Source organism: Streptococcus pseudopneumoniae, assembly GCF_001072315.1.
GTDB classification, from domain to species: Bacteria; Bacillota; Bacilli; order Lactobacillales; family Streptococcaceae; genus Streptococcus; species Streptococcus pseudopneumoniae_R.
The window spans coordinates 23,519-49,608 of the sequence record NZ_JVLI01000058.1 but is presented as its reverse complement, the minus strand read 5'-3'; the positions used below and the strand labels follow the sequence as shown (position 1 = coordinate 49,608).

Below are 26,090 nucleotides of genomic sequence, written 5' to 3'. Positions count from 1 at the left end.
CAGGTGGTTAGAGCGCACGCCTGATAAGCGTGAGGTCGGTGGTTCGAGTCCACTCGTGCCCATTAATTGGAGAATTACTCAAGAGGCTGAAGAGGACGGTTTGCTAAATCGTTAGGTCGGGTAACTGGCGCAAGGGTTCGAATCCCTTATTCTCCGTTTTAATGAGGGTTTATAACTCTCTTTTTTTGTTTTTTGCGTTCTTTGTCAACTGTAGTGGGCTGCAGAAAAGCTAAAATCTTTATATAGTAGATGGAAACAAGAACTGTTCCAGATTCAATCTACTATATATTGTCGATTTTATGGTTGTGCTAGTTTATTATTACTTCCAACTCTTGAGAGAAATTTCTCCGCTATTTAGCCAGATTTCTTTTCCGTTATCACATTGTACTAAAAGTTTTCCACTTTCAGTGATGTCTTTAGCAAGTCCTTTGTAGTCTTTTTGACCTAGTGTGAAAGTAACTTCTTTTCCTAGAACGAATGACTGTTTTTTATATAGGTATAATAACTCATCTGCTGGTGTTTCGAAGAAAGCACGCCAGATTTCTATGATTAATTCATTCCTTGTTATTGGAGCTGTAGTTTTAAATAAGCTAGCAGCTTTTTCTTTTAATTCTTGAGGGAAATCTTTAATAGTAAAATTGATTCCTACTCCAATAATGATATCTGTGACTAAGCTTGTTTCTACAGAGGTCATTGCTTCAGTGAAGATTCCTCCAATTTTATGATTGTTTAGGTAGATATCGTTGACCCATTTTATATCGACATCTATTAAAGTTAGGTTCTTAATGGCTTTGTAGATAGCTCCGGCTACAAGTAGTGTGTAGGATGGTAATTTGTCGTAGGGGAGATTTGGTTTAAGATGGAGTGTCATATAAATGCCACCTTGTGGGGAGTAGAAAGAACGTTGAAAACGGCCTCGTCCAGCTGTTTGATAGGAAGCTAGATAGAGTGTGTTTGCTTCATTCCCTAAATCAATTGCTTCTTTTGCATCGAGTTGTGTTGATCTTGTTTCGAGTTTAAAGCTGACTTTAATTGGAAGATTTTCTTCTAGAATCTCTGGAAGAATGAGGTCTCCATTCACCAGTTTATAGCCTTTGTTTTTGATACTATCAATTTCAATGCCTTCTTGTTCTAGCCGCCTGATGGCTTTCCAAATTGATGTTCGAGTCAGTGATAGTTTTTCTGCAATCTTTTCTCCGCTGATATAATCGGTTTCTTTAGCTAGAATTTGGTAGACGGCTTGGTAGGATTTCATAGTGTTTCCTTTCTCACTAGTTGGTGTTGAGAATATTCTTTTCTTGTTTGACTTGGAGTCTGATTAAAGTATTGTTTATAAGCTTTAGAAAAATGTAGTGGATCTGAAAAGCCTACCGAATATGCAATTACTTTGATAGACTCTTGGGTATTTTCGAGAAGTTGTTTAGCTCGGTGCATTCGAACGTAGAGTAGGTATTCTTTGGGTGATAAGGTATTAAATTCTTTGAATACGCTTGATAAGTAGCTTCTGTGAACGGATAGTTCTTTTGCTAAATCTTGAATTGTAAGTGATTGAGGATAGTGGCTATCAATTAATCTTTTGCATTCAAGATAGAGTTGGTAAGTTGATGAAATATTCTTTTTTTTCTGATTGGGAGCTATAGTTCCCAGATGAAACATCAGTTCATGGAGTTGTCCCATGATATGGAGTTGAGCTAATTCATTGGATTTTGTAATCTGAGCGAAGCGGACAATGTCGGAAACGAGTTTTGCAGTAGTCTGGGTATGACAAGTTTCAGATTGGATGAGATAGGATTGATCAGAAATTTGAGAAAGAGCAAAATAGTCAGGAGCTTTCCCTCCAGTGATTCCTAACCAGTAGTAGGCCCAAGGTTCTTTACTATCTGCTTGATAAAAGGTTAGTTCCTCTGGTTTTAATAGAAAGAAATCTCCTTCTTTTAAATCAACAATTTTACCCTTGTAATGAAATTTTCCTTGTCCTTTACTAATGTAATGTAGAACGTATGTATCACGAATGGCTGGACCAAAAGAGTAGTTAGGCGTGCATTCCTCATATCCATAAAAGCTTAAGGAAAGGTCAATTGTTCCAGTCTGGTATTCTGAAAAAACTAGCATGTGCTACCTCCTACCTAACATTTTACCATATTCTTGAGACATTTTTCTATTTTGGAAAGCGATTTCAGTTGATAAAATAGAATCAATAAAGTGATGAGGTGAAGTAAATGGGAGTTAGGATAGAGAATAATTTATTTTATGTTGAGAGTAAAAATTTAAGTTTGATTATTGAAAATCGTGATGGGTACTTACTATTGAAACATTTAGGAAAGACTATTAAGAACTATAAAGGTTCCAATAGTGTTTATGAACGAGACCATGCTTTTTCAGGAAATCCAACAGCTACTAATCGAACCTTTAGCTTAGATACGCAACGTCAAATTTTTGGACAACATGGTTTGGGTGACTTTAGAAAACCAACTTTACAGGTTCAGCATGATGCAACTGAAGTAACAGACTTTCGATTTGTAGAAGCAAAGATTTTAAAAGGTCAGAATGGTCCACAGGGCTTACCTTCTCCACATAGCATGGACGATACAGAGACTCTTGTCTTGATGTTAGAAGATTCTAAGGCTCAACTTAGTCTGAATTTGTATTATACTGCTTTTGATAATAATGCGACAATTGCTAGCTACAGTAAATTGGAGAATAAGAGTAACCAGGAAGTTGTTATCCATAAAGATTTTTCTTTTATGGCTGATTTTCCAGCTGCAGATTACGAAATCGTAACTCTGCAGGGTGCTTATGCTCGTGAAAAGACTGTCAGACGTCAACAGGTAGAACAAGGAATCTTTTCGATTAGTTCGAACCGTGGAGCTTCTGGGCATGCTCAAACACCAGCTCTTCTACTATGTGATCAAGGGGTCACAGAGGATGCTGGGAATGTGTTTGCTATTCAACTAATGTATAGTGGAAACTTTGAAGCTTTTGTTCAAAAGAATCAATTGAATGAAGTTCGGCTGGCTATTGGAATTAATCCGGAAAACTTTTCTTGGAAGTTAGCCCCTGAGGAATACTTTGAAACACCGGTAGCTTTAATGACCTATTCAGATAAGGGATTAACTGGTGTTAGTCATGAAAGTCAGAATTTTGTACTGAAGCACATTATTCCAAGTAAATTTTCTAAAAAAGAACGTCCAATTCTAATCAATAACTGGGAAGCTACTTACTTTGACTTTCAGAGAGAAAAACTGTTAGAGTTAGCAGATGAAGCTAAGAAAGTTGGAATTGAACTTTTTGTATTAGATGATGGGTGGTTTGGTAATCGCTTTGATGATAATCGTGCTTTAGGTGACTGGAGTGTTAATGAGAAAAAGCTGGGTGGAAGCCTAGAAAGTCTGATTTCAGCTATCCACGAAAGAGGTTTGCAGTTTGGGCTTTGGTTAGAACCTGAGATGATTTCTGTAGATAGTGATTTGTATCGTAAACATCCTGACTGGGCTATTCAGGTTCCTGACTATGAGCATACTTATTCTAGAAATCAATTAGTACTTAATCTTGCCAATCCTCAGGTAGTAGAATACTTGAAAAATGTCTTAGATGAACTCCTATCTTATCATGAGATTGACTACATCAAATGGGATATGAACCGCAATATGACTAACCTAGGAAATGGCTTTACTTATCTAGAAACACAGATGCAATCTCATCAGTACATGTTGGGACTTTACGAACTCGTTTCTTATCTGACAGAAAAGCACAGCCATATTCTCTTTGAGTCCTGCTCTGGTGGTGGTGGACGAAATGATCTGGGTATGATGCGCTATTTTCCACAAGTCTGGGCTAGTGATAATACTGATGCTATTGTACGTTTACCAATTCAATACGGTTCATCCTATCTCTATCCAACCATTTCTATGGGAGCTCATGTGTCAGCAGTACCGAATCATCAGATGAGACGAAAGACACCGTTAGAAACACGTGGCCATGTAGCAATGATGGGAAATTTGGGTTATGAGCTTGATTTGACAAGTTTATCAGATGAAGAGAAAGCTGAGATTGCTAATCAGGTGAACTTGTATAAAGAATTACGACCAGTAGTTCAGTTAGGACAACAGTATAGGTTAATCAATCCCGAGTCTGCATCCAATGAAGCAGCTGTACAATTTAATTACAAAAATCAAACGATTGTAACCTACGTTCGCGTTTTGTCAGTTGTAGAGACCATGGAAACAACTTTAAAGTTAAAAGATTTGGATGAAGAGGGACTGTATGAATTGCAGGAAAATGGAGTAGTTTACTCAGGTGCAGAACTCATGTATGCAGGCTTAACTGTTATCTTATCCCAAGGAGATTTTTTGAGTAGACAGTATATTTTTAGAAGACTATAATAAAGGTGTATAATTTTATAAAGGAGGCTTTCCAATGAAATGGTATAAGAAAGCAGGTTTTCTTTTAGTAGCTGGGGTTAGTTTACTAGGCCTAGCAGCTTGTGGTCAGAATAATCAATCGACTGATGGAAAGGTAACGATTGAATTTTTTAACCAGAAGACCGAAATGGCGGATACTTTGCAAAAAATTGTGGATCATTTTGAAAAGGATCATCCTACTATTGATGTAAAACTGACGACTGTTCCGGCAGCTGGAATTGTTCTAAAGACTCGGATTTTATCAGGAGATGTTCCAGATATTGTTAATATCTATCCTCAAAATATGGATTTTCAGGAGTGGGCAAAAGCAGGTTACTTTGCAGATATAACGGGGAAATCTTATCTTGAGAACATTAAGAATGACTATGCAGAAAAGTATGCAATCAATAACAAGATTTATAGTGTGCCTTTAACTGCTAACCTTTATGGAATTTATTACAATAAAACAAAGTTTAAAGAATTAGGACTTGAGGAACCCAAGACTTTTAAAGAGTTTCAAGAGATTGTTAAAAAGATAAAAGATAGTGGGAATTCTCCGTTTGCAGTTGCAGGCAATGAAGGATGGACATTAAACGGTTATCACCAACTTTCTCTCATTACCATTACAGGCAGTGGAGACGCAGCTAATAACTATCTTCGCTTTTCAAAACCAAATGCTATTTCTGCAGATGATGCTATTTTAAAAGCAGATGCAGAACGACTAGATTTGTTGGCGGATAATGCTCAAGATGGATGGCGTGGTGCCTCTTATAATGATGCGGTGGTAGCATTCTCGAATGAAAAATCCTTGATGATGCCACAAGGATCATGGGCATTAGCGGCAATTAATCAACAGGATCCAAAATTTGATGTGGGGATGTTTGCCTTCCCAGGAGAAGAAGTAGGAAAAGAAGTCACTGTTGGTGCAGGGGACATGGCATTATCAACTTCAGCTACTACCAAACATCCTAAAGAAACCGAAGAATTTATCAGCTATATGACTAGTTCAAAAGCTATGCAAGCATATTATGATGTGGATGGATCACCAGTTGCGGTGAAAGGTGTACAGGAAAAAGAAGATTCAGCACTTGCAGAGATTTCTAAACTAGCATTTACGGATAAACATTATGTTTGGTTGGGCCAACATTGGAATTCTGAAGAAGATTTTTTTAATCTAAGTGCAGGTTACTTGATGGATAAAAATCTGAAAAATATGGCAAACAATCTCAATGCTTTCTTTAATCCAATGAAGGCAGATTTGGACTAGAATAGGAGTTAAGATGATATGGCTATTCGAAAAATTTTAAATAAATACTGGGGTTGGACTTTTTTGCTCATCCCGCTTGCATTACAAGCTATCTTCTTTTACTTTCCTATGGTACAAGGTGCTTTCTATAGTTTGACTAACTGGACTGGATTGACCTATAATTATAAATTTGTTGGTCTGAATAACTACAAATTGCTGATGATTGATGGGAAATTCTTCACAGCCATTGCTTTTACTTTGATTTTAACCCTGGCATTGATTATTGGAGAGATTACAATTGGGATGGTTGTGGCTCGAGCCTTAAATTCTAAGATGAAAGGGCAGACCTTCTTTAGAGCATGGTTCTTTTTCCCAGCGGTTTTGTCTGGTTTGACAGTTTCCTTGATTTTTAAACAATTCTTCAACTATGGTCTTCCAACGATTGGAAAAATTTTAGGGATTAGTTTTTTACAAGAAAGTCTATTAGGAACACCAATCGGAGCGGTAGTGGCAACTATTTTTGTTCTTCTATGGCAAGGAGTAGCAATGCCAATTATTCTCTTTCTTGCTGGTCTTCAGAGTATTCCAAGTGATATTTTGGAGGCGGCATCAATTGATGGTGCAACAAGCAAACAAACTTTTTGGAAAATTGAATTACCATATTTGTTGCCAACGATTTCTATGGTTTTTATCCTAGCTCTTAAGTCCGGTTTGACTGCCTTTGATCAAATTTTTGCCTTGACGAGTGGTGGTCCTAATAATGCTACAACGTCTCTTGGTCTTTTAGTCTATAACTATGCCTTCAAGAGTAATCAATATGGATATGCGAATGCAATTGCCTTGATTTTATTCTTAATTATTGGAATTGTTTCTCTTATCCAAATCAAACTATCAAAGAAATTTGAAATCTAATAGAGGAGTCCTACACATGAAAAAAGAAGAAAAATTGAATCAGTTTTGGAAGTATGTCCTCTTGATAGTAGGTGGTATTCTCATACTTGTTCCTTTATTGGTAACAGTATTTAGTTCCTTCAAAACAACCAAGGATATCATGAATCATTTCTTTAGTTTGCCCAATCCTTTTACATTAAGCAACTATGAACGATTGGTTTCGGATGGGATTGGAGGCTATTTCTGGAATTCAGCTGTTATTACGGTGTTATCATTGATGGTAGTAGCCTTCTTTATACCAGCTGCAGCCTATTCCATTGCTCGAAATATGTCCAAGAAAAAAGCCTTTGCAATTATGTATTCGCTCTTGATTTTAGGGATATTTGTTCCATTTCAGGTGATTATGATTCCTATCACAGTTATGATGAGCAAACTCGGCCTGGCAAATATGTGGGGGTTGGTACTACTTTATCTAACTTATGCAATTCCACAGACCCTCTTCTTGTATGTTGGTTATATTAAAATCAGTGTACCAGATAGTTTAGATGAAGCTGCAGAAATTGATGGGGCTGATCGATTTACAACTTACCGTCGAATTATCTTTCCAATGCTGAAGCCTATGCATGCTACAACCTTGATTATCAATGCATTATGGTTCTGGAATGACTTTATGTTGCCATTGTTGATTTTGAATAAGGATTCCAAGATGTGGACTTTGCCTCTCTTCCAGTACAACTACCAAGGTCAGTATTTTAATGACTATGGGCCAAGTTTTGCATCCTATATTGTGGGAATTGTAACAATTACTGTCGTCTACCTCATCTTCCAAAAACATATTATTTCAGGAATGAGCAATGGAGCAGTGAAATAAGATACAAAGGGACGATTCAGCTTGCTGAAAATTTCTGTAGAAAAATAGGAAATTGACGTAGTGTGCTTGCACACAAGAAGATTTATCTTTTTTCCTAAGAAATTAGTCCCGTGTTCAATTCCGTATACGAAGGGACGATTCAGCTTGTTGATTTCAATCGTACCCTATGAAGCAATTCTTAAAATACATAAACTCATAAAAGCCAAGTCATATGAGACTTGGCTTCAATTAGAAAAAGGAGAGTAATGATGCCAATTCAGAATAAAACCATGTTGATTACCTATTCAGATAGTTTGGGAAATAATCTTAAAGACTTATATGAGAATTTGGAAGAGCATTTTAGAGATGCTATTGGGGGAGTTCACCTTCTACCATTTTTCCCATCAACAGGTGATCGTGGATTTGCGCCAGTTGACTATGACGAAGTGGATTCAGCTTTTGGTGATTGGGAGGATGTTAAGCGTTTAGGTGAGAAATATTATCTTATGTTTGACTTTATGATTAATCATATTTCTCGTCAATCTAAGTATTATAAGGACTATCAAGAAAAACATGAAGCCAGTGAATTTAAAGATCTCTTTTTAAACTGGGATAAGTTTTGGCCAGAAAACCGTCCGACACAGTCTGATGTAGATTTAATTTACAAGCGTAAGGATCGTGCACCAAAGCAAGAGATTGTGTTTGAAGATGGTTCAGTAGAACATTTGTGGAATACCTTTGGTGAGGAGCAGATTGATCTTGATGTGACCAAAGAAGTAACGATGGAATTTATCCGTAAGACCATTCAGCACTTGGCAAGTAATGGGTGTGATTTGATTCGTCTAGATGCCTTTGCTTATGCAGTGAAGAAATTGGATACTAATGATTTCTTTGTGGAACCAGATATTTGGGATTTATTGGACAAAGTTCGAGATATCGCTGCTGAGTATGGGACAGAGCTCTTACCTGAGATTCATGAACATTATTCGATTCAGTTTAAAATAGCGGATCATGGTTACTATGTTTATGATTTTGCTCTTCCAATGGTGACACTTTATACTCTTTACAGTTCCAGAACAGAGCGTTTGGCTAAGTGGTTAAAGATGAGCCCAATGAAGCAATTTACGACGCTAGACACCCATGATGGGATTGGAGTGGTGGATGTCAAGGATATCCTGACTGATGAGGAGATTGACTATGCTTCAAATGAACTCTATAAGGTTGGAGCTAATGTCAAACGTAAGTACTCCAGTGCCGAGTATAACAATTTAGATATCTACCAAATCAATTCAACATATTATTCTGCGCTTGGAGATGATGATATCAAGTATTTTCTCGCTCGTCTAATTCAAGCTTTTGCTCCAGGTATTCCTCAGGTTTACTATGTGGGTCTCTTAGCAGGCAAGAATGACTTGAAATTATTAGAAGAAACTAAAGAAGGTCGTAATATTAATCGTCATTACTATAGCAATGAGGAAATAGCAGAAGAAGTCCAACGTCCTGTGGTGAAGTCTCTTCTCAATCTATTTTCTTTCCGTAATCGATCAGAAGCCTTTGATCTAGAAGGGACTATTGACGTTGAAACACCAACAGCCTACAGCATTGTAATCAAACGTCAAAATAAAGATAAGTCCGTAACAGCAGTAGCAGAAATTGATTTGCAAAATCAGACTTATCGGGTAATTGAGAACGGAATTGAAGTAACATTTTGAAGCCTTGATATGGTTGATAAAATAGGGTTTTTATTTTAAAAAACGTTTCCTTTGTTTTCAAATTGCTAAAAAAGTGGTACAATATAGGATAGCTTACTATTATCTGAATCAACTGATTTGGAGAGAAAGGATTCATTTTGAAATCAATAGGCTTTATTGAAAAGCTGAAAGGGTTGTCTAGTAAAGAGCTGATTTTATTGGGAATTATCCTGAGTATCTTTTTACCCTTTTATCTTTTTGTAGTTGTATTCTGTTTATATATTATCAGTTTGATTTTTACAGGAGACATGAAAAGTATTCTTCAGAAAATGGGGGAGCATCCGATGCTGCTTCTTTTTCTTGGCTATAGTACTGTTATATCCGTTTTTGCACAAAATTGGATGGGAGTTGTGGCTTCAGTAGGAATGTTTCTATTTACTGTTTTCTTTTTGCACTATCAGTCGATTTTATCACATAAATTCTTTCGATTGATTTTGCAGCTCGTCTTGTTTGGTAGCGTCTTGTCAGCTGCTTTTGCGAGTTTAGAACATTTCCAAATTGTGAAGAAATTTAACTATGCTTTTCTTTCACCCAATATGCAGGTGTGGCATCAGAATCGTGCAGAAGTGACCTTCTTTAATCCTAATTATTATGGAATTATTTGTTGTTTCTGTATCATGATTGCTTTCTATCTGTTTACAACGACCAAGTTGAATTGGTTGAAAGTATTCTGTGTGTTTGCAGGCTTTGTTAATCTCTTTGGATTGAACTTTACGCAAAATCGAACTGCCTTTCCTGCTATTATCGCTGGAGCCATTATTTATCTCTTTACGACCATTAAAAACTGGAAGGCCTTTTGGCTTAGTATTGGGGTCTTTGCGATTGGCTTGAGTTTCCTCTTTTCTAGTGATTTAGGAGTTCGGATGGGGACTTTAGATTCTTCTATGGAAGAACGCATTTCTATCTGGGATGCTGGGATGGCCTTGTTTAAGCAAAATCCTTTCTGGGGTGAAGGGCCATTGACTTATATGCACTCGTATCCTAGAATAAATGCTCCTTATCATGAACATGCTCACAGTCTATATATCGATACGATTCTGAGTTACGGAGTTGTGGGGACTATTTTATTAGTTTTGTCTTCTGTTGCTCCTGTTCGCTTGATGATGGATATGAGTCAGGAGTCGGGGAAACGCCCGATTATCGGTCTTTATCTATCTTTCCTTACAGTGGTTGCTGTACACGGAATCTTTGACTTGGCCCTCTTCTGGATTCAGTCAGGTTTCATTTTCTTGCTAGTTATGTGCAGTGTTCCATTGGAGCATCGAACGTTGGTATCGGACATGACGGATTAAGTTTTATAAGATTAAAATTCTTCTACCTTGGGTAGGAGATTTTTTTACTGGGAAAAATTATTTCCAAATCGAAATAGTTGACAGTTAGAATAATGAGTGTTACAATTATTTTATTCTTTTCGATATCGAAATAAATTGGAGGTGTTATGAAAGATAGTCATTTGCTAGCCCATCATATTCGTTTGTTGAATGGGCGGATTTTTCAAAAGTTACTTAGTCGGGATCCTGAAGCTCTTTATCGGAGTGAGCAGGGGAAAATTTTAGCGGTTTTATGGAATAGTGAAACAGGCTGCGCAACTGCGACAGATATTGCTCTGGAAACTGGGCTTGCTAATAATACACTGACGACTATGATTAAAAAGCTAGAGGAACAAAATCTTGTAACTATTAGTCCATGTGGAGAAGATAAGCGTAAGAAGTATTTAGTTTTAACAGAGTTGGGGCAGTCCCAGAAAGAAGTGGGACATCGTGTCAGTCAGAAATTGGATACGATCTTTTACAAAGGATTTTCAGAGGAAGAAATTCAGCAGTTTGACGCCTTTCAAGAAAGAATTTTGGCTAATCTGAAAGAGAAGGAAAATGAGGATTAAAATGGAGCAAATTAGCTGTTTATAAGTAAAGGCCACTTTTGACTTTGTTTTTCAACTCTTAGGACAAGGAAACTATGTGGTTAGCTATGGTCAGAATCAGATTGGTGGAGTTGCCTATGCCCAGTACGATATCTTCCGTCTAGAAAACGGGAAAATTGTGGAACATTGGGACAATAAGGAAGTCATGCCTAAGGTAGAAGACTTGACCAATCGAGGGAAGTTTTAAATTGAGGATACAGAATGATTGAATACAAAAATGTAGCCTTGCGCTACACAGAAAAAGATGTCTTGAGAGATGTTAATTTACGGATTGAGAATGGCGAGTTTATGGTTTTAGTTGGGCCTTCTGGCTCAGGTAAGACGACCATGATTAAGATGATTAACCGTCTCTTGGAACCGACTGATGGAAATATTTATATGGATGACAAGCGCATCAAAGACTATGACGAGCGTGAACTTCGTCTTTCTACTGGTTATGTTTTACAGGCCATTGCTCTATTTCCTAATCTAACGGTCGCGGAAAATATTGCCCTGATTCCTGAAATGAAGGGCTGGACTAAGGAAGAAATTGCTCAGAAAACAGAAGAGCTTTTGGCTAAGGTTGGTTTACCAGTGGCTGAGTATGGACATCGACTTCCTAGTGAATTATCTGGTGGAGAACAGCAACGGGTCGGTATTGTTCGTGCTATGATTGGTCAGCCTAAGATTCTCCTCATGGATGAACCTTTTTCAGCCTTGGATGCTATTTCTCGCAAACAGTTGCAGGTTCTGACTAAAGAATTGCATAAAGAGTTTGGGATGACAACGATTTTTGTGACCCATGATACGGATGAAGCTTTGAAATTGGCGGACCGTATTGCTGTCTTGCAGGATGGAGAAATTCGCCAGGTAGCGAATCCAGAGACCATTTTAAAAGCGCCTGCAACAGACTTTGTAGCAGACTTGTTTGGAGGTAGTGTTCATGACTAATTTAATTGCAACTTTTCAGGATCGTTTTAGTGATTGGTTGACAGCTCTATCTCAACATTTGCAGTTGTCACTTTTGACCTTGTTGCTGGCTATCTTTATAGCGATTCCCTTGGCTGTTTACCTTCGCTATCATGAGAAGTTGGCGGATTGGGTCTTGCAGATTGCAGGGATTTTCCAGACTATCCCGTCTTTGGCCTTGTTAGGGCTCTTTATTCCCTTGATGGGAATTGGAACCTTGCCTGCTTTGACAGCTCTAGTGATTTATGCGATCTTTCCGATTTTGCAAAATACCATCACTGGACTGAAGGGAATTGACCCAAGTCTACAAGAGGCAGGGATTGCCTTTGGAATGACTAGGTGGGAGCGACTCAAGAAGTTTGAAATTCCACTTGCCATGCCTGTTATCATGTCTGGGATTCGGACAGCAGCAGTATTGGTTATCGGTACAGCAACCTTGGCGGCCTTGATTGGTGCAGGGGGGCTGGGTTCCTTTATCCTTTTGGGAATTGACCGTAATAATGCCAGTCTAATTTTGATTGGGGCACTTTCTTCTGCAGTGCTGGCCATTGCCTTTAACTTCCTACTAAAAGTGATGGAAAAGGCAAAATTGCGGACGATTTTCTCTGGTTTTGCCTTGGTGACGGTATTACTGGGTCTGTCTTATAGCCCAGCTCTCTTGGCTCAAAAAGAGAAAGAAAACTTGGTTATTGCTGGGAAATTGGGTCCAGAACCAGAAATTTTGGCCAATATGTATAAACTCCTCATTGAAGAAAATACCAGCATGACTGCTACTGTTAAACCGAATTTTGGGAAAACAAGCTTCCTCTACGAAGCTTTGAAAAAAGGCGATATTGACATCTATCCTGAATTTACAGGTACGGTGACTGAAAGTTTGCTTCAACCATCACCTAAGGTGAGTCATGAGCCAGAGCAGGTTTATCAGGTAGCTCGTGATGGTATTGCCAAACAGGATCATCTAGCCTATCTCAAACCTATGTCTTATCAAAATACCTATGCTGTAGCTGTTCCGAAAAAGATTGCTCAAGAATATGGCTTGAAGACCATTTCGGACTTGAAAAAAGTGGAAGGGCAGTTGAAGGCAGGCTTTACACTTGAGTTTAATGACCGTGAAGATGGCAATAAGGGCTTGCAGTCAATGTATGGTCTCAATCTCAATGTGGCGACCATGGAGCCAGCCCTTCGCTATCAGGCAATTCAGTCAGGTGATATTCAAATCACGGATGCCTATTCAACCGATGCGGAGTTGGCGCGTTATGATTTGCAGGTCTTGGAAGATGACAAACAACTCTTCCCACCTTATCAAGGGGCTCCACTAATGAAAGAAGCTCTTCTCAAGAAACATCCAGAGTTGGAAACGGTTCTCAATAAATTGGCTGGTAAGATTACAGAAAGCCAGATGAGCCAGCTCAACTACCAAGTCGGTGTTGAAGGCAAGTCAGCAGAGCAAGTAGCCAAGGAGTTTCTACAAGAAGAAGGTTTGTTGAAGAAATAGTTTGAAAATGTCAAACTCAACTTTGTTAAACTCAACTTTGTTAAACGACTATATAGAAGAACGCTCAGACAATGTCGTCTGGGCTTTTTTGATTGTTGAAAAGATAAAAACTCAGTAGCCTAGAAATAAGGCAACTGAGCTCTACTCTGTATTCAATTTTTAGGAATGAGAAGGTCTAGATAAAACTGGACAACTTCCTGGTATGTAAAGTCTTGTCCTTTTTTGAGCCACCAGGTCAATGTCTCGATAAAGTTGGACACGACCAAGTGTTGGAGGTAAGAAGTAGGCAGATTAGTGTGGGCTTCTTTTAACTCATCAGCCAACATGGGATAGACATGGTGTTCTAGCTCTTTATGGAGTTGACGGAGGAAGTAGTCATTTTTGGAAAATAGCAGACTGGTGATATGGTCTTGGTTTTTCTGAAAATGAAGAAAGAGGTGGGCGAGGTAGTCCTCAGTTGAAATGGGTTGCTCTCTTTCAAAGAGATGATGAAAGAGGTAGCGGCAAAGCTCGTCCAGAAGTAGTTCCTTGCTCTCATAGTGACAGTAAAAGGTGGAACGTCCAACATCTGCGAGTTCAATGATATCCTGAACTGTAGTGGATTCGTAGCCCTTATCGTTCAAAAGTTGTAGAAAAGCTTGAAAGATGGCTTTTTTTGTTTTGCTGATACGGCGGTCAATCTTAGTCATATAGACACTTGAGGCAAATTGTTCAGAACTGAATAAAGCTGACCTTTTGCTTCTATCCTTTCTTTGAGTTTTAGTGGATAATGATAATGAACAAGGTGTTCATAAATCTATTATAACAAAGGAATGAGAAAGATGAAGGCAAAATATACTGTTTGGATAGCTTTTTTCTTAAATTTAAGCTATGCTATTGTTGAGTTTATCGCAGGAGGAATATTTGGTTCGAGTGCCGTTCTCGCTGATTCTGTTCATGACTTGGGGGATGCTATAGCCATTGGCATATCAGCCCTTCTAGAAACAATCTCCAATCGTGAAGAAGATAGGCATTATACCTTGGGTTACAAGCGATTTAGTCTTTTAGGGGCCCTGGTGACTGCTGTGATTCTTATCACAGGATCCATCCTAGTGATTTTGGAAAATATAGCGAAAATCTTTCATCCACAATCGGTCAATGATGAGGGGATTTTCTGGTTAGGAATTATTGCGATTACTATCAATGTGCTAGCGAGTCTCGTCATTCGCAAAGGACAAACCAAGAACGAATCCATTCTCAGCCTGCACTTTCTGGAAGATACCTTGGGTTGGGTGGCTGTCATCCTGATGGCCATTGTTCTTCGATTTACCGATTGGTATATCTTGGATCCGCTCTTGTCTATTGCTATTTCCTTCTTTGTTCTGTCAAAAGCCCTTCCACGTTTTTGGAGCACGCTCAAGATATTCCTCGATGCAGTGCCAGAAGGAGTAGATATCCAGAAGATCAAGACGGATTTAGCAGAATTGGATCATGTCGCTAGTATCAATCAGCTTAATCTCTGGACTATGGATGGTTTGGAAAAAAATGCCATTGTCCATGTTTGTTTAAAAGAGATGGAGCATATGGAAACTTGTAAAGAATCTATTCGAATTTTCCTCAAAGATTGTGGCTTTCAAAATATTACCATTGAAGTTGATGTTGATCTAGAAAGTCACCAAGCACATAAGCGAAAGGTGTGAGTTGGAGCGGAATCATAGAGATTATTAGAGAAACAGCCTTGCTAGCGGTCGTTTTGTAATTCTAATCATTCTTTGTACTCTCTCTCAGAGTCAGTCTGGTTCCCAGCATGGTTAGACTAGGGATTTTCCGACCGTGGAGTACTTCCTTGTTAAGAATATCCATACCTGCTCGACCCATCTCCTCAGTATAAACGGTGATGCTAGAGAGGGGAGGATAGACTTGCTTGGTCAGGCTGGTGTCGTTAAAGGAAATGAGGCTGACACGGTCTGGTAGGCTGATTCCAGCTTCTTGGAGGGCACGGAGGGCACCGATGGCTAAACTATCGCTAGCTGCAAAAAAGGCAGGTGGCAGTTGGTCTCCCAAACTCTGAATAGCCTCTTTCATTAAGTCATAGCCAGACTGGGCGGTAAAGCTTCCTTGAAAGACCAGTTCATCATGATAGATCCCTTTTGTTTGGCTGTAGTTCCTAAAATTTTCCAGCCGCTTATCCTCAATGATTTCTTCTTGATCGGTTGTTTCCTCAAGCCCTGTTAGAATCCCGATACGGTTCATCCCTTGACTGAGGAAATAATCGACAACCTGTTTCATGGCAGTATAAAAGTCCGTGATAATACAGGTGTGTCCTAGTGAAAGAGTATCACTATCTAGAAAGACAAGAGGCTTTTGGTATTCCTCAAAGGTGGAAATCTGAGCTCGGCTAAACTTTCCGATGCAGAGAATCCCAATGACTTCCTCGCTCAGAGTAAAAGGATGGTCGTTGAAATAGCGCAAGATATCATAGTCCAACTCTTGGGCTCTTTTTTCTATGCCTAGGCGAATCTGGTAGTAGTAGAGGTCGTCCAGCTCCCCTTGTTCGCTGACCCATTGGATAATGGCAATCTTTTGCTTGGGTTTGTGGGACTCGCCTGTCTTGAGGTACTTGGTGTAGCCCAACTCTTCAGCAACGGTTAAAATACGGTGCCTGGTTTCTTCTGTAACAGATAGGCTCTGGTCGCGGTTGAGAACACGTGATACGGTCGCGATAGAAACAGAGGCTAGCTGTGCAATGTCTTTTAAGGTAGCCATAAATCCTCCTTGATTAGATTAGTATATCATGTTTTTTTGCCTTTTACCGATATTTCAGTAAAAGTTTAGTAAAAAGGATTGACCGTGGGAAATCCCTTGGATACAATAGAAGAAAACGATTACATGTTAAGGTGACTTAACGGACAGTAAAAGGAGAAATCATATGACACAACATCTTACTGCTGAAGCTCTTCGTAAAGACTTTCTTGCTGTTTTTGGTCAAGAAGCAGACCAAACTTTCTTTTCACCAGGCCGTATCAACTTGATTGGTGAGCACACAGACTATAATGGTGGACATGTATTTCCAGCAGCCATTTCCTTAGGAACTTATGGGGCTGCTCGCAAACGTGATGATCAAGTCTTGCGTTTCTACTCAGCTAACTTTGAGGACAAAGGCATTATCGAAGTGCCTCTCGCTGACCTCAAGTTTGAAAAAGAGCACAACTGGACCAATTATCCAAAAGGCGTTCTTCATTTCTTGCAAGAAGCTGGGCATGTGATTGACAAAGGTTTTGATTTTTATGTTTATGGGAATATCCCAAATGGTGCTGGTTTGTCTTCTTCAGCATCCTTGGAACTTTTGACAGGGGTTGTGGCAGAGCATCTCTTTGATTTAAAATTAGAGCGTCTCGATTTGGTTAAAATCGGCAAACAAACAGAAAATAACTTTATCGGAGTCAACTCTGGTATCATGGACCAGTTTGCTATCGGTATGGGGGCTGACCAACGTGCTATTTACTTAGATACTAACACTTTAGAGTATGATTTGGTACCACTTGATTTGAAGGACAATGTCGTTGTTATCATGAACACTAACAAACGCCGTGAATTGGCTGACTCTAAGTACAATGAACGCCGTGCTGAGTGTGAAAAAGCAGTGGAAGAATTGCAAGTTGCCTTGGATATTCAGACCTTGGGTGAATTAGACGAGTGGGCCTTTGACCAATATAGCTATCTGATTAAAGATGAAAATCGTTTGAAACGTGCTCGTCATGCAGTGCTTGAAAATCAACGTACCCTTAAAGCTCAAGTAGCCCTCCAAGCAGGAGATTTGGAAACGTTTGGTCGTTTGATGAATGCGTCACACGTTTCCCTAGAGCATGACTATGAAGTAACTGGTTTGGAATTGGATACCCTTGTTCACACAGCTTGGGCGCAAGAAGGTGTTCTCGGTGCTCGTATGACAGGGGCAGGTTTTGGCGGATGTGCCATTGCCTTGGTGCAAAAAGATACTGTTGAGGCCTTTAAGGAAGCTGTAGGCAAACACTACGAGGAAGTAGTTGGCTACGCTCCAAGCTTCTATATCGCTGAAGTTGCAGGTGGCACTCGCGTCCTTGACTAGTCAAAAGGAGGCTCTATAGTGACCTTAGTAGATAAATTTGTAACACATGTCATTTCTGAAAGTTCATATGAGGAAATGGATCGAATCTACCTGACCAATCGTGTCTTGGCACGAGTGGGAGATGGTGTTTTGGAAGTTGAGCCCAATCTGGATAAATTGATTGACCTCAAGGACCAGCTGGTTGAGGAAGCCGTTCGATTAGAGACGATTGAAGATAGTCAGACTGCGCGTGAAATCCTTGGTGCTGAACTAATGGATTTGGTGACTCCTTGTCCGAGTCAGGTTAATCGTGACTTTTGGACAACCTATGCCCACTCTCCTGAGCAAGCGATAGCGGATTTCTACCAACTTAGCCAGAAAAATGACTACATCAAACTCAAGGCTATTGCTAAAAATATCGCTTATCGTGTTCCATCTGATTACGGTGAACTTGAAATTACCATCAATCTCTCTAAGCCTGAAAAGGATCCAAAGGAGATTGCGGCAGCCAAGTTGGTGCAAGCTAGTAATTATCCTCAGTGTCAGCTTTGTCTAGAGAATGAGGGATACCATGGTCGGGTTAACCATCCAGCTCGCAGCAATCACCGTATTATCCGCTTTGAAATGGCTGGTCAGGAGTGGGGCTTCCAGTATTCGCCCTATGCTTATTTTAATGAGCATTGTATCTTTTTAGATGGCCAGCATCGTCCCATGGCTATTAGTCGTCAGAGCTTTGAACGTCTGCTGGCTATCGTAGAGAAGTTTCCAGGATATTTTGCTGGATCTAATGCCGACCTGCCGATTGTGGGGGGATCTATTCTAACTCATGATCACTATCAGGGAGGCCGTCACGTATTTCCTATGGAATTGGCTCCCTTGCAAAAGACTTTCTCTTTTACTGGTTTTGAGCAGATCAAGGCTGGGATTGTCAAGTGGCCAATGTCAGTGTTGCGTTTGACTTCGGATTCCAAAGAGGATTTGATCAACTTGGCTGATAAGATTTTGCAGGAATGGCGCCAGTATTCAGATCCTGCAGTGCAGATTTTGGCAGAAAGTAATGTAACACCACACCATACCATCACACCCATTGCCCGTAAACGCAATGGACAATTTGAGTTGGACTTGGTCTTGCGGGACAATCAGACTTCTGCAGAACATCCTGACGGCATCTACCATCCCCACAAGGATGTCCAACATATCAAGAAGGAAAATATCGGCTTGATTGAGGTCATGGGCTTGGCTATCTTACCACCACGTCTGAAAGAAGAAGTGGAGCAAGTCGCTAGCTATCTTGTAGGAGAAGCTGTCTCAGTTGTCGATTATCATCAGGAATGGGCAGACCAACTCAAAGCCCGCTATCCAGACTTAACAGATAAAGAAAAAGCCCTTGAAATTGTCAAGGACTCTGTGGGTGCTATCTTTGCGCGTGTACTTGAGGACGCAGGAGTCTACAAGCAGACGGAACAAGGACGGGCAGCCTTTATGCGCTTTGTGGAGCAGGTCGGTATTTTTCCAGGCTAGGAGCTTTCTCCTTGCACAGTCCTATAAAAAGTAGTATCATAGTGTCGTTTGAACTATCAGGAGGAAACGATGAAAGACTTTCATTTTGACGCTATATCTGCCTTTGAAAATTACGAAATTGAACAAATGAGAGATGGTCACGTTGTGGTGACGACCAAAGTAGTGGACTCGTCGCTCAACTACTATGGCAATGCCCATGGTGGCTATCTCTTTACCCTTTGTGACCAGATCAGTGGTTTGGTAGTCATCTCGCTAGGACTAGATGGAGTGACGCTCCAATCCTCTATCAACTACCTCAAAGCAGGAAAACTCGACGATGTACTGACCATTAAAGGAGAATGTGTCCACCAAGGTCGCACAACCTGTGTGGTGGATGTCGATATCACCAATCAAGAAGGCAGAAACGTCTGCAAAGCAACCTTTACCATGTTTGTCACAGGCCAGCGGTCAGAAGATAGACAGGTAAGGATATAGATAAAAAAGAGGCTCGCACCTCTTTTTTAGTTTCAGATAAATCAATCAATTTCTTTAATAAACTTAGCAATTTCTTTTACAATTTCAGTAACTAAAGCATTTCCCATAAAAAACATTCTCATTTTATCAGATACCTCTACAATAGAACCGTCAGATAGTTTCTTTTTAGCTGTCCAATCATCTGGGAAATCCTGAAGGCGTTCAGCTTCAATGGGGGTAATTAATCTATATTTATTGTTTACAAATAATAAATGTGTGGAACGATTAACAGTTCCTTCGGATGTAAGCATTGTTCTTCCTGGAAGGTTTAAATCATCATAAGGGGACATTCCTCCTTCTGAATAGATGTATTGATGTCCGTCAGAGGATGTTCGCTCAATTTTTTTAGGTCCTCTAAGATATTGAAATTTTTCTAGTTTAGCCTCATCAGTTAAAAAATATTTTTCAGGTACTTCAGATTCATCTTGAAGAATTTCTCCTAGAGTAATCGGATTACCATTGTAGTTAGGTTCTGTATCAATAGAATAGTATTTTCCATGTCTCATAATTCCTGTATTCCAAACAGTACCAGTAAAAGTATCTGAAACTTCAACTATATCATTTGGTAACTCATAAAATACATGACGATTTTTAACTGCTATAGGTTTAATAGGAAATTGTTTCGCAAATAGACCTTGATTGAAAATATAGTCATCATACCTATTATCTTCAAAGATTTCTTCATTTTTTTCGTAAAGATTGTCAATTTTTTGGGCAAAGACTGTATCATTTCGATATACGAAAAAAAATACACGACGTCTTCGTTGGCTTCTTCCATACTCAGCAGCATTAATAACTCTCCACTCTACAGAATATCCAAGATTATTAAAAGCTGTTAGCATGATTGCAAAATCACGTCCTCTCTGTTTTGAGGGCGCTTTTAAAAGCCTATCCACATTTTCCAGAATTAAGTATTTGGGTTTAATGATTTCCGTTGCTCTAATGATTTCCCAAAATAAAACTCCTTTTTTTCCTTCAATACCTTTCTCATTTTTCTTGCTACGCGCAACAGAGTAATCTTGGCAAGGAAAACCACCGACAATCATATCGGCATCCATTTTGGAAAATTGTTCGTCTGTTATATCAGAGATACTAATATTGATGTTTTCGCTATTGGGGAAGTGATAATCATAGACCTCAAATGCGTCTTGAGATTTACGAGATGGTTCCCATTGGTTTGCCCATTTTGTTTTAAAGAGTTGCTTATCGGCATTTTCTAATCCTATCCGAAAACCGCCAACTCCAGCAAATAGTTCGAGAACTTTCATCTTTTCTCCTTCATTTTTTTACAGTTTAATCCATTATATACTATTTTCAATGATTGATCAAGTATTAATGTTTGCTTTAGTTTAATTTGATATAATATAAAAGATAGGAGAAGAAAATGGATCAAAACTTATTTAACTATAACGATGAAGATATCGATAGTGTTATTGAATATTCTCACAAACTCTTAAATAGAAAATTTTCCGATGTTATGGAAGAGTATAATCGTTCGCTTTATAAATCATATGACGATTATAATGATAGAGTAGTCTCTGAGGTACAAGATAAAGCAATTAGTATGAAGTCAAAAGGGCAATATGGAAATTATATTGAAAAATATTTCTATGGCTACCAGCCAAATAGTGACTCGGAAGCTGACTTTGGAAAAATAGGTGTAGAATTAAAAGTTACTCCTTTTAAGATAAACAAAAATGGGACACTTAGTGCAAAAGAACGACTTGTATTAACAATACTAAACTATATGGAGGAAAATTTAGAGGATTTTTACTCCACTCATTTATGGAAAAAATGTGCAAAGATTTTGTTATTGTTTTACAATGGCTTAATTCCTAATCAAACAATGAAGGACTATGTCATTGAAAAAATATTTTTATATGAATGGTTTGAGGAGGATATGGCAGTCATCCTTGAAGACTATCAGAAAATTACAGATAAAATCAAAAATGGAAGGGCGCATGAATTATCAGAATCAGATGGAAACTATTTATCAACTTGTACAAAAGGAGCAGGTAAAGGAAAGGATTTAAGGCAACAACCTTTTAGTCATGAATTAGCCAAACAAAGAGCTTGGGAATTAAAATCAAGTTATATGACCTATCTGATTAATCATAAAATCTTTAACCAATCAGATCAAGAAAGTGTTCTGGCTAATTTTAGGGGTGAAAAAAAGTCATTTACTGAGGTTATTGCAGAGAAGATTCTTTCCTACAAAGGTTTCTCTGAACAAGAGTTATATGATAGATTTGAAGTGAATCCCAAAGCAAAAGGTAAGAATAGTACTCTGATTAGAAAAATTTTAGGTTTAACAGGGGATTTAGATAAGACTAAAGAATTTCAGAAAGCAAACATGAATTTGAGAGTTATTCGAGTAGATAAGAATAATTTACCTAAGGAAGACTCTCCATTTAAAACTTATTGTTTTAAAGAATTAGCAGAAACAGATAGTTGGGAATCGTCACATGTTTATAATGAAATTTATAATAAACGATTCCTCTTCGTTATTTTTAAGGAAATTGAACCTAAGCTATTTGTATTAGATTCTATCAAATTTTGGGGATTTCAAGATAGACAATTAGAAGAAATCCAAAGAGTGTGGCAGGAAACTAGACAAATTATTTCTGACGGAGTTAAATTAACTCAAAATGGTAATAAAGTTTCAACTAATTTCCCTCAAAGTAAGATAAATAGAATCCTATTTACGAAATTACATGCTACCAATGCTTATTATGAAATTGAAAAAGGAAAATTTGTTGGAAAAGGTTCATTATCTGATACGGATGAACTTCCAGATGGGCGTAGGATTACAAAACACTCCTTTTGGATGCCTAAGAAGTTTATAAAAGAAATATTAGATGGGAATTGGGATTGATTATATTTATAATCAACTTGTGATAAACAAAAAAAGAGGCTCACACCTCTTTTTCTTATTTCTTTTTATGATTTAATACGGCATTGAGGACAATGGCGAGGAGGCTGGCTACGACGATTCCGTTTGAGAAGAACATTTGGAAGGCTGTCGGCATGCTGATGAAGAGATTACTGTTGTTGAGCCCGACACCTGCAGCGATTGATACAGCTGCAATAAGGAAGTTGTGTTCATTGTTAGCAAAGTCAACACGAGCGAGGATTTGCATCCCTTGAATAGATACAAAACCAAACATCACCAGCATAGCACCACCGAGGACAGGGCTCGGAATGATTTGGGCAAGGGCGCCAAACTTAGGAAGGAGTCCAAGGAGAACCAGGAAACCAGCCGCGTAGTAGATTGGCAGGCGAGTCTTGATACCTGATAATTTAACCAAACCAACGTTTTGTGAAAATCCTGTGTAAGGGAAGGTGTTAAAGATTCCTCCGAGAAGTACGGCCAAACCTTCTGCGCGGTAACCGTTGCGAAGGCGCGTGCTGTCGATTGGATCTTTTGTGATATCAGACAAGGCCAGATAAACACCAGTCGACTCAACCATAGACACCGTTGCGATGATACACATCATGACAATAGATGAGATTTCAAAGGTTGGCATCCCAAAGTAGAGTGGAGTTGGGACATGGACAAGAGGTGCTGCTGCAACAGGAGAGAAGTCCACCAAGCCCATGCTGGCAGCAATGGCAGTTCCAACAACCAGACCAATCAAAATAGAGATAGACTTGATAAATCCTTTAGTAAAGATGTTAATCAAGAGGATAATCAAAACAGTGATAGCTGCAAGCAAGAGACTTTGACCAGTTGGCTCTGGAACGTTATTTCCCATATTTCCAATAGCGACAGGAATCAAGGTTAAACCAATCGTGGTAATAACAGATCCTGTTACGATAGATGGGAAGAGATTGGCCACTTTTGAGAAGATGCCTGAAACAAGAACCACGTAAATCCCTGATGCGATAAGGGCACCAAACATAGCGCCACTTCCATGGCTTTGCCCAATCATAATCAAGGGAGCAACGGATTGGAAGGCAACTCCAAGAACGACTGGGAGTCCAATACCAAAGTATTTGTTGAGTTGGAGTTGAAGGAAGGTTGCCACCCCACACATGAAGATATCTGTAGAAATCAGGTAGGTCAACTGCTCAGTTGAATAGCCAAGGGCTGTCGCAATCATGATGGGAACCAGGATAGATCCTGAGTACATGGCTAGTAAGTGCTGCAAGCCAAGAACGGCTGCTTGTGAATGTTTTTCTTGAGTTTGCATTAGAGATCTGCCTCCTTAAATACGACTTGACCATTTTCAAAACGATCCAAACGAGCGAGTGATAGGACAGGATAGCCTGCTTTTTCAAGCAAATCACGGCCATCTTGGAAGGATTTTTCAATCACAATACCGATAGCTTCGACTGTGGCACCAGCTTGTTCGATGATTTGAATCAAGCCTTTGGCGGCTTGGCCATTAGCAAGGAAATCGTCAATAATCAAGACCTTGTCCTCTGGTGAGAGGAATTTTCCAGCGATGGAAACGGTGCTGGTTACCTGCTTGGTAAAGGAGTAAACTTCGGCAGTTAAGATGCCTTCGTTCATGGTAATGTTCTTAGCTTTTTTAGCAAAAATCATGGGAACGTTTAAGGCTTCAGCTGTAAAAACGGCTGGGGCAATACCCGACGCTTCAATGGTCACAACCTTGGTAATGCCAGCAGCAGCGAATTTTTCCGCAAAAACCTTACCAATCTCTCGCATCAAGCTAAAGTCAACTTGGTGGGTTAAAAAGGAATCCACCTTGAGGATGTTATCACCCAAGATATGCCCATCCTTGAGGATGCGCTCTTCTAATAATTTCATAAGACCTCCTAAAGTCTAAAAGCCAATCCATTTGCTTGTTTATAGTTTCTAGCAAGAAATAGAAAAAGGACCTACTTAATCTCTAAGTAAGTCCCCAAAATAGGTATGGCAAAAACGACCATACCTCACTGCTGACTTACTTATTGTTAGGTGTTCCGGCACCTTGTAGAAACGTCGTGCCAATTCACGACATAAACAAGTAAAACGATATTCAATTTTAAATAGGCTTGAGCCAATGTTTTTATTCTACACTAAATAACTTTAAAAATCAAATATTTTGTTAGTGTTTTGGTTTTAAAAAACGAACAAATATAATAAAAATGGGCAAAAATTAACTTATTAGCTAACATTTAGAAGATTTTTCCATCATAAAAGGCATATTATCAAGATTTTTCAAGACTTGACAATATGCCTTTTTCTAACTTTAAAGACTTTTTCCCAGTCTTTATTATTCTACTCGCTAAATCTTAAAAAATAGCCATCTGGATCCAAGACTGCAAATTCATGTGGATAAATATAGTGATCCCCAACACGAAACTTTCTTTTGGTTAAGGGACGATAAATAGGATAGTTGGCTTCCAGCAGTTTTTGGTGGAGCTGAGGAACATCTGCAATGCCAAAGGAAATATTGACACCTCGCCCGAAAGGATAGGTCAGCTGAGCTAATTCTCCTGAGCTGCCTTCTTCTAGCATAAGTTGGCAGTCTTCAAGCGAGAGGAAGAGAAATTTCTCCTCTGGACGCTCGTATTCGACAGAGAATCCTAGCAGGTCGCAGTAGAAGTGGCGTGATTTTTCGATGTCAGATACTACAAATTCAGGAATGACAGCTTGATAGTCCATTCGTTTTCTCCTTAGAGCTCAATCTCCATGACAATGGGTGTGTGGTCTTGGCGCGCACCGGAGTCAATCATATCAGACTTGGTGACCTTGTCAGCCACGCGGTTACTTGTGAGCCAGTAGTCGATTCTCCAGCCTGTATTGTTGATTTTAGAAGTCTTGCTGCGTTGTGCCCACCAAGTGTAGCGTTCAGGAACATCGCCGTGAACATGGCGGAAGGTATCCGTAAATCCAGTTGCCAAGAGGTTGGTAAATCCAGCACGTTCCTCGTCGGTAAATCCAGGTGAACGGCGGTTGCTAGCAGGATTTGCAAGGTCGATTTCATTGTGGGCTACGTTGTAGTCACCGGTTGCAAGGACTGGCTTTTCTTTGTCTAGTTCAGCCAAATACTCCGCATATTTGACATCCCAGACTTGACGTTCTTCCAAGCGTTTGAGGCCATCGCCAGCATTTGGTGTGTAAACTTGGGTTACGAAAAATTCATCAAATTCTAGAGTGATGATACGGCCTTCCAAGTCCATGGTAGACGGAGCACCGATTTCTGGGAAAGTGACAGTGGGTGTGAGTTCTTTCTTATAGAGGAACATGGTTCCAGCATAGCCTTTACGGGCAGGCTCTTGGGAAGAGCGCCACGTGTTTTCGTAGCCTGGGAAGAGTTTTTCTAAAATTTCCAAGTGTTTCTTTGTAGGCCCTTTGGCAGAAAGTTTGGTTTCTTGGATAGCGATGATATCAGCATTTTCTTCCACAAGGGTTTGTAGGACTTCTTGGGACAATTTGGCACGAGCTGAGTCACTAGTTAGGGCAGCATTGAGGGAATCAATATTCCATGAGATGAGTTTCATAAAGTTACCTTTTTCATTCAGATTATAGATTTTAT

23 protein-coding genes, 1 tRNA gene, 1 pseudogene and 1 riboswitch are annotated in these 26,090 nt (G+C 39.3%); of the genes and pseudogenes, 16 read left to right on the top strand and 9 right to left on the bottom strand.

What is annotated here, in order from left to right:
* Window positions 1-68 precede the first annotated feature (68 nt).
* A tRNA-Ser gene (locus tag ADH54_RS02305) sits at window positions 69-156 on the top strand.
* A 163-nt stretch (window positions 157-319) separates the two neighbouring features.
* On the opposite strand, the gene birA is transcribed toward ADH54_RS02305, so the two are convergent.
* Together birA and ADH54_RS02295 are read right to left on the bottom strand one after the other, a co-directional pair.
* Window positions 320-1,255: a bifunctional biotin--[acetyl-CoA-carboxylase] ligase/biotin operon repressor BirA gene (gene birA, locus ADH54_RS02300; RefSeq protein ID WP_049523893.1), complete on the bottom strand. Its 936-nt coding sequence runs from the start codon at window positions 1,253-1,255 to the stop codon at window positions 320-322.
* Complete coding sequence (locus ADH54_RS02295) at window positions 1,252-2,112, bottom strand: AraC family transcriptional regulator (protein WP_049523892.1); 861 nt, start codon at window positions 2,110-2,112, stop codon at window positions 1,252-1,254. Before ADH54_RS02295 ends, birA begins: the two co-directional genes overlap by 4 nt.
* Before the next feature lie 107 nt (window positions 2,113-2,219).
* Between ADH54_RS02295 and ADH54_RS02290 the strand changes: the two genes are divergently transcribed.
* The 10 genes and pseudogenes from ADH54_RS02290 to ADH54_RS02250 all read left to right on the top strand — a co-directional run bounded on the left by ADH54_RS02290 (window position 2,220) and on the right by ADH54_RS02250 (window position 13,502).
* Window positions 2,220-4,382: an alpha-galactosidase gene (locus ADH54_RS02290; protein WP_049523891.1), complete on the top strand. Its 2,163-nt coding sequence runs from the start codon at window positions 2,220-2,222 to the stop codon at window positions 4,380-4,382.
* 34 nt (window positions 4,383-4,416) lie between these two features.
* Window positions 4,417-5,667, top strand: a complete 1,251-nt coding sequence (locus ADH54_RS02285) for an extracellular solute-binding protein (protein ID WP_049523890.1) — start codon at window positions 4,417-4,419, stop codon at window positions 5,665-5,667.
* Between the two features lie 18 nt (window positions 5,668-5,685).
* A complete protein-coding gene (locus tag ADH54_RS02280; RefSeq protein ID WP_001007715.1) occupies window positions 5,686-6,558 on the top strand; it encodes a carbohydrate ABC transporter permease in 873 nt (290 codons plus the stop codon).
* Between the two features lie 16 nt (window positions 6,559-6,574).
* Entirely contained in the window at window positions 6,575-7,408 is an 834-nt protein-coding gene (locus ADH54_RS02275) for a carbohydrate ABC transporter permease (RefSeq protein WP_049523889.1), read from the top strand.
* A gap of 248 nt (window positions 7,409-7,656) precedes the next feature.
* On the top strand, window positions 7,657-9,099 hold the full coding sequence (gene gtfA, locus ADH54_RS02270) for a sucrose phosphorylase (protein ID WP_049523888.1): 1,443 nt from the start codon (window positions 7,657-7,659) through the stop codon (window positions 9,097-9,099).
* A gap of 137 nt (window positions 9,100-9,236) precedes the next feature.
* The gene (locus tag ADH54_RS02265) at window positions 9,237-10,430 is read left to right on the top strand and encodes an O-antigen ligase family protein (RefSeq protein ID WP_049523887.1); all 1,194 of its coding nucleotides are present in this window, start codon (window positions 9,237-9,239) and stop codon (window positions 10,428-10,430) included.
* Window positions 10,431-10,576: 146 nt separating this feature from the next.
* A complete protein-coding gene (locus ADH54_RS02260; RefSeq protein ID WP_049523886.1) occupies window positions 10,577-11,020 on the top strand; it encodes a MarR family winged helix-turn-helix transcriptional regulator in 444 nt (147 codons plus the stop codon).
* 34 nt (window positions 11,021-11,054) lie between these two features.
* Window positions 11,055-11,246: pseudogene (locus ADH54_RS11105) on the top strand (polyketide cyclase); the annotation flags it as partial.
* Between the two features lie 14 nt (window positions 11,247-11,260).
* Window positions 11,261-11,989 (top strand): ABC transporter ATP-binding protein, encoded by a 729-nt coding sequence (locus ADH54_RS02255; RefSeq protein ID WP_049523885.1) that lies wholly within the window; start codon window positions 11,261-11,263, stop codon window positions 11,987-11,989.
* Window positions 11,982-13,502 carry an ABC transporter permease/substrate-binding protein gene (locus ADH54_RS02250; RefSeq protein ID WP_049523884.1) on the top strand — a complete coding sequence of 507 codons (1,521 nt, stop codon included), beginning with the start codon at window positions 11,982-11,984 and terminating at the stop codon, window positions 13,500-13,502. The genes ADH54_RS02255 and ADH54_RS02250 overlap by 8 nt, the downstream gene beginning before the upstream one ends.
* A 152-nt stretch (window positions 13,503-13,654) precedes the next feature.
* Here ADH54_RS02250 and ADH54_RS02245 read toward each other — a convergent pair whose 3' ends face one another.
* Window positions 13,655-14,191: a TetR/AcrR family transcriptional regulator gene (locus tag ADH54_RS02245; RefSeq protein ID WP_033676414.1), complete on the bottom strand. Its 537-nt coding sequence runs from the start codon at window positions 14,189-14,191 to the stop codon at window positions 13,655-13,657.
* 132 nt (window positions 14,192-14,323) lie between these two features.
* On the opposite strand from ADH54_RS02245, the gene ADH54_RS02240 reads away from it, so the two are divergent.
* Window positions 14,324-15,181, top strand: coding sequence for a cation diffusion facilitator family transporter (locus ADH54_RS02240; RefSeq protein ID WP_033676416.1), 858 nt, complete (start codon window positions 14,324-14,326; stop codon window positions 15,179-15,181).
* A 61-nt stretch (window positions 15,182-15,242) separates the two neighbouring features.
* On the opposite strand, the gene galR is transcribed toward ADH54_RS02240, so the two are convergent.
* On the bottom strand, window positions 15,243-16,247 hold the full coding sequence (gene galR / locus ADH54_RS02235) for a DNA-binding transcriptional regulator GalR (protein ID WP_049523883.1): 1,005 nt from the start codon (window positions 16,245-16,247) through the stop codon (window positions 15,243-15,245).
* A gap of 163 nt (window positions 16,248-16,410) precedes the next feature.
* Between galR and ADH54_RS02230 the strand changes: the two genes are divergently transcribed.
* The 3 genes from ADH54_RS02230 to ADH54_RS02220 all read left to right on the top strand — a co-directional run bounded on the left by ADH54_RS02230 (window position 16,411) and on the right by ADH54_RS02220 (window position 19,563).
* Window positions 16,411-17,589 carry a galactokinase gene (locus ADH54_RS02230; protein ID WP_049523882.1) on the top strand — a complete coding sequence of 393 codons (1,179 nt, stop codon included), beginning with the start codon at window positions 16,411-16,413 and terminating at the stop codon, window positions 17,587-17,589.
* An 18-nt stretch (window positions 17,590-17,607) separates the two neighbouring features.
* Window positions 17,608-19,089: a UDP-glucose--hexose-1-phosphate uridylyltransferase gene (locus ADH54_RS02225; protein WP_049523881.1), complete on the top strand. Its 1,482-nt coding sequence runs from the start codon at window positions 17,608-17,610 to the stop codon at window positions 19,087-19,089.
* Between the two features lie 69 nt (window positions 19,090-19,158).
* On the top strand, window positions 19,159-19,563 hold the full coding sequence (locus ADH54_RS02220) for a PaaI family thioesterase (RefSeq protein ID WP_000651223.1): 405 nt from the start codon (window positions 19,159-19,161) through the stop codon (window positions 19,561-19,563).
* 41 nt (window positions 19,564-19,604) lie between these two features.
* On the opposite strand, the gene ADH54_RS02215 is transcribed toward ADH54_RS02220, so the two are convergent.
* The gene (locus ADH54_RS02215; RefSeq protein ID WP_049523880.1) at window positions 19,605-20,870 is read right to left on the bottom strand and encodes a DNA cytosine methyltransferase; all 1,266 of its coding nucleotides are present in this window, start codon (window positions 20,868-20,870) and stop codon (window positions 19,605-19,607) included.
* A gap of 116 nt (window positions 20,871-20,986) precedes the next feature.
* Between ADH54_RS02215 and ADH54_RS02210 the strand changes: the two genes are divergently transcribed.
* Entirely contained in the window at window positions 20,987-22,477 is a 1,491-nt protein-coding gene (locus ADH54_RS02210; protein ID WP_049523879.1) for a Sau3AI family type II restriction endonuclease, read from the top strand.
* A gap of 55 nt (window positions 22,478-22,532) precedes the next feature.
* Here ADH54_RS02210 and ADH54_RS02205 read toward each other — a convergent pair whose 3' ends face one another.
* From ADH54_RS02205 to ADH54_RS02190, 4 genes are all read right to left on the bottom strand, one after another.
* Window positions 22,533-23,795 (bottom strand): nucleobase:cation symporter-2 family protein, encoded by a 1,263-nt coding sequence (locus ADH54_RS02205; protein WP_049523878.1) that lies wholly within the window; start codon window positions 23,793-23,795, stop codon window positions 22,533-22,535.
* Window positions 23,795-24,376 (bottom strand): xanthine phosphoribosyltransferase, encoded by a 582-nt coding sequence (locus tag ADH54_RS02200; RefSeq protein ID WP_000770403.1) that lies wholly within the window; start codon window positions 24,374-24,376, stop codon window positions 23,795-23,797. The genes ADH54_RS02205 and ADH54_RS02200 overlap by 1 nt, the downstream gene beginning before the upstream one ends.
* 123 nt (window positions 24,377-24,499) lie before the next feature.
* A riboswitch (purine riboswitch) is annotated at window positions 24,500-24,595 on the bottom strand.
* Between the two features lie 234 nt (window positions 24,596-24,829).
* Window positions 24,830-25,216: a bleomycin resistance protein gene (locus ADH54_RS02195; RefSeq protein WP_000386220.1), complete on the bottom strand. Its 387-nt coding sequence runs from the start codon at window positions 25,214-25,216 to the stop codon at window positions 24,830-24,832.
* An 11-nt stretch (window positions 25,217-25,227) separates the two neighbouring features.
* Window positions 25,228-26,055, bottom strand: coding sequence for an exodeoxyribonuclease III (locus ADH54_RS02190; RefSeq protein ID WP_049523895.1), 828 nt, complete (start codon window positions 26,053-26,055; stop codon window positions 25,228-25,230).
* Between the last annotated feature and the right edge of the window lie 35 nt (window positions 26,056-26,090).

Bases quoted from the DNA above. Each gene is read 5' to 3' on its own strand.
- birA (WP_049523893.1), bottom strand. From the start codon at position 1,255: ATGAAATCCTACCAAGCCGTCTACCAAATTCTAGCTAAAGAAACCGAT.
- ADH54_RS02295 (WP_049523892.1), bottom strand. From the start codon at position 2,112: ATGCTAGTTTTTTCAGAATACCAGACTGGAACAATTGACCTTTCCTTA.
- ADH54_RS02290 (WP_049523891.1), top strand. From the start codon at position 2,220: ATGGGAGTTAGGATAGAGAATAATTTATTTTATGTTGAGAGTAAAAAT.
- ADH54_RS02285 (WP_049523890.1), top strand. From the start codon at position 4,417: ATGAAATGGTATAAGAAAGCAGGTTTTCTTTTAGTAGCTGGGGTTAGT.
- ADH54_RS02280 (WP_001007715.1), top strand. From the start codon at position 5,686: ATGGCTATTCGAAAAATTTTAAATAAATACTGGGGTTGGACTTTTTTG.
- ADH54_RS02275 (WP_049523889.1), top strand. From the start codon at position 6,575: ATGAAAAAAGAAGAAAAATTGAATCAGTTTTGGAAGTATGTCCTCTTG.
- gtfA (WP_049523888.1), top strand. From the start codon at position 7,657: ATGCCAATTCAGAATAAAACCATGTTGATTACCTATTCAGATAGTTTG.
- ADH54_RS02260 (WP_049523886.1), top strand. From the start codon at position 10,577: ATGAAAGATAGTCATTTGCTAGCCCATCATATTCGTTTGTTGAATGGG.
- ADH54_RS02255 (WP_049523885.1), top strand. From the start codon at position 11,261: ATGATTGAATACAAAAATGTAGCCTTGCGCTACACAGAAAAAGATGTC.
- ADH54_RS02250 (WP_049523884.1), top strand. From the start codon at position 11,982: ATGACTAATTTAATTGCAACTTTTCAGGATCGTTTTAGTGATTGGTTG.
- ADH54_RS02245 (WP_033676414.1), bottom strand. From the start codon at position 14,191: ATGACTAAGATTGACCGCCGTATCAGCAAAACAAAAAAAGCCATCTTT.
- ADH54_RS02240 (WP_033676416.1), top strand. From the start codon at position 14,324: ATGAAGGCAAAATATACTGTTTGGATAGCTTTTTTCTTAAATTTAAGC.
- galR (WP_049523883.1), bottom strand. From the start codon at position 16,247: ATGGCTACCTTAAAAGACATTGCACAGCTAGCCTCTGTTTCTATCGCG.
- ADH54_RS02230 (WP_049523882.1), top strand. From the start codon at position 16,411: ATGACACAACATCTTACTGCTGAAGCTCTTCGTAAAGACTTTCTTGCT.
- ADH54_RS02220 (WP_000651223.1), top strand. From the start codon at position 19,159: ATGAAAGACTTTCATTTTGACGCTATATCTGCCTTTGAAAATTACGAA.
- ADH54_RS02215 (WP_049523880.1), bottom strand. From the start codon at position 20,870: ATGAAAGTTCTCGAACTATTTGCTGGAGTTGGCGGTTTTCGGATAGGA.
- ADH54_RS02210 (WP_049523879.1), top strand. From the start codon at position 20,987: ATGGATCAAAACTTATTTAACTATAACGATGAAGATATCGATAGTGTT.
- ADH54_RS02205 (WP_049523878.1), bottom strand. From the start codon at position 23,795: ATGCAAACTCAAGAAAAACATTCACAAGCAGCCGTTCTTGGCTTGCAG.
- ADH54_RS02200 (WP_000770403.1), bottom strand. From the start codon at position 24,376: ATGAAATTATTAGAAGAGCGCATCCTCAAGGATGGGCATATCTTGGGT.
- ADH54_RS02195 (WP_000386220.1), bottom strand. From the start codon at position 25,216: ATGGACTATCAAGCTGTCATTCCTGAATTTGTAGTATCTGACATCGAA.
- ADH54_RS02190 (WP_049523895.1), bottom strand. From the start codon at position 26,055: ATGAAACTCATCTCATGGAATATTGATTCCCTCAATGCTGCCCTAACT.